The sequence below is a fragment of the Pseudomonas amygdali genome (assembly GCF_002699855.1).
In the GTDB taxonomy this organism is placed as follows: domain Bacteria; phylum Pseudomonadota; class Gammaproteobacteria; order Pseudomonadales; family Pseudomonadaceae; genus Aquipseudomonas; species Aquipseudomonas amygdali.
Genome location: NZ_LKBW01000162.1, coordinates 1 through 2,237, shown reverse-complemented (window position 1 = coordinate 2,237; position 2,237 = coordinate 1). Strand labels below are relative to the sequence as shown.

The 2,237-nt window shown below is 51.9% G+C and carries 1 protein-coding gene and 1 pseudogene; one reads left to right on the top strand and one right to left on the bottom strand.

Annotation, left to right across the window (positions count from 1 at the left end; translation table 11 throughout):
* Positions 1–79: 79 nt before the first annotated feature.
* Positions 80–1,159 (bottom strand): GGDEF domain-containing protein, encoded by a 1,080-nt coding sequence (locus tag AO277_RS12695; RefSeq protein WP_044320174.1) that lies wholly within the window; start codon positions 1,157–1,159, stop codon positions 80–82.
* 312 nt (positions 1,160–1,471) lie between these two features.
* Between AO277_RS12695 and AO277_RS12690 the strand changes: the two are divergent.
* Positions 1,472–2,095 (top strand): annotated as a pseudogene (locus tag AO277_RS12690) (helix-turn-helix domain-containing protein); the annotation flags it as partial.
* Positions 2,096–2,237 lie beyond the last annotated feature (142 nt).

Here is a 2,237-nt window from a genome sequence, read left to right as displayed (position 1 = left end):
GAGCTGGTAAAACAAGGGCCTGCCTGACGGCAGGCCCTAACCAGCCCGAACACAAAAAAACTGATACTCCCACCGAGCGCTATGCATGGGTATTAACCGATTTCACCCCTTGGTTCTGCTTTTCCACACTTCCAGCGGTCGCGGAAACTATCCTGCCTTCAAAGGCAATACATTGTCTGCCGCTCCGTTTGGCGAGATACAAATTTTCATCGGCTTCTTTTAACAGGTCATTGACGTTTTTTGCCCGAGCCAAACTCGCAATACCTGCAATGAATGAATAGGGCATTTTCGCTGCTTGGTCTTTTTGGGCGTGCATCAATAAATGATCCATTGCCGCTATGGCGTCTGCTGCGTTTGCTGCGGATAACATCACGCCAAACTCTTCTCCCCCCAGGCGACCAAAGCTGACCAGCCCCGTTGTGCTTTTTATGAGTGTTGCGAAACATATAAGGACATTGTCACCCACGTCGTGGCCATGGTTGTCGTTGATGCTTTTAAAGTTATCCAGATCCAGCATGGCGAACCACAGCGAGGACTTATCATCTGACGTCAGTGCGTTGTCCAGGCTGGTGACCAGAGCACGGCGATTTGGGGCGTTCGTCAGCGTGTCGGTTTCGGACAGCTTCTGGTAGCGATCACTCGCCGCCATGGTCTGCATGACCAGGCTCAGGAAGGTTGCATTCAGGGAGCCGCCCAACAAGGTCGAGCTGATCAGGAAAACATAAGACAAAGGCGCATGGTCGACGCCGACTGCCGTCAGGTCCGTTTGCCACATGATCAACCAGATCAGAGCAGCCGCAGCGACGTAGTCAATAAACTTGACGAAGAATACGCTCATTCCCGTGATGAGCAGGGAAGTGACAACCAATCCCCACATCGACGCCTCTACGCCCATGCGTTCGATCTGTACCTTGAACAGAACGGTAAGTGAGGTCATGTAGATAATGCCGAACAGGCGCCACGTCGTCATGCTTCTGCTGTTGGAAGTGACAATGATTGACAGCGTCGCCCCCGCCAGAGCGCAATAAATAAATATATCCAGTGATTGCTCAATAGACGGATTCACATACCAGCTGATAATCCAACTGAAAAGGCCGATCAGCTGAGACAGCTTCAAGGGTATGAAAATAGAGTCTTTCAGGTTTCTTCTTTGTGGCATGTGCTGTTTTCCATACTTATGCCAGCTGAAGTGTAATCGACGGCACATGCCTTGGTCGAGATGCGTGATGATATATTGCCGGTATACGTGATCAGTACTCGAGAGCGATGGCCGCTTGTCTTGCTGTGACAGCGAGTGGGCCTACACCATGACTCAACGGGACGCTTTCTATTTGAAGCGAGTATAGTTTTTATTAAGCTTGAAAGCAGTTTGGTAGCTTCGCTGTATTAATCACCCAAACTCCTTGCTGCCGGAATGAAACTTGCCTTCACTTAGCCGAATGACCTTGAGACGTATTAAGGGGCAAGGCCGATGAGTAGTCGTTATGTGGAGACAAACAAGGCTTCGATTGACGCGGCACCGCCACCTCACCTGCGGCGTTTTCAAACCTGTGACATCGACGAGCACGGTCGCAACCTCAGCGGCTGGCAGGTTCGTTACGACCAGGTGACGCCCGGTGGCTTTGAAGGCGAGCTGACGGAATTCCGTTCGGACTGGCTGCAACTGGTCCGCGACCGCTCTAATCAGGCCTTGGTCAAGAGTGGTACAGCCTGGAAGGGGGCGATTATTTTCGCCTTGCCGTTGAGTGCCAACGGTCCTGCGTTCTGTGCCGGGCACACGCTTCCAGAGTCGAGCATTATCGTCGCGCACGGCGAGAATCTTCCGGAATTGAGTACGCCGCTGCAATTGGATGCACTGGGCATTGCGATTGAAGAGAGTGCCCTTGCTCACGCACTGGAACGGCAGGGCAGCCGTTTTGAAATTACCGATCTTCCCAAGTGTTACCGTTTGACCGATCCAACGGTTCGCACGAGGTGCACTGCGCTCTTCGATAACCTGTTGAATGGAGAGCAGGCGTGCCTGCAGAAGCTTGAGTACGAGTCGATCCGGCGTGGTATTCGGGATGCCGTAATGTTGCAGGTGCTGGAACTGGTGCCCCTTTCAATTCAAATTTGATTAGCGCCACGCCTTCTTTTACCTAGGGTTTGTCTGAAAAGTCGCCTTGGTTAAAATGATGTCCTCTGGTTGCCAAGAGGGCCATCATGACTGACCGTTATGAAATTTCATCTGATCGTTG

What these genes read in the sequence shown, in the direction of transcription:
- AO277_RS12695 (WP_044320174.1), bottom strand. Translation starts at nt 1,159, where the DNA reads ATGCCACAAAGAAGAAACCTGAAAGACTCTATTTTCATACCCTTGAAG.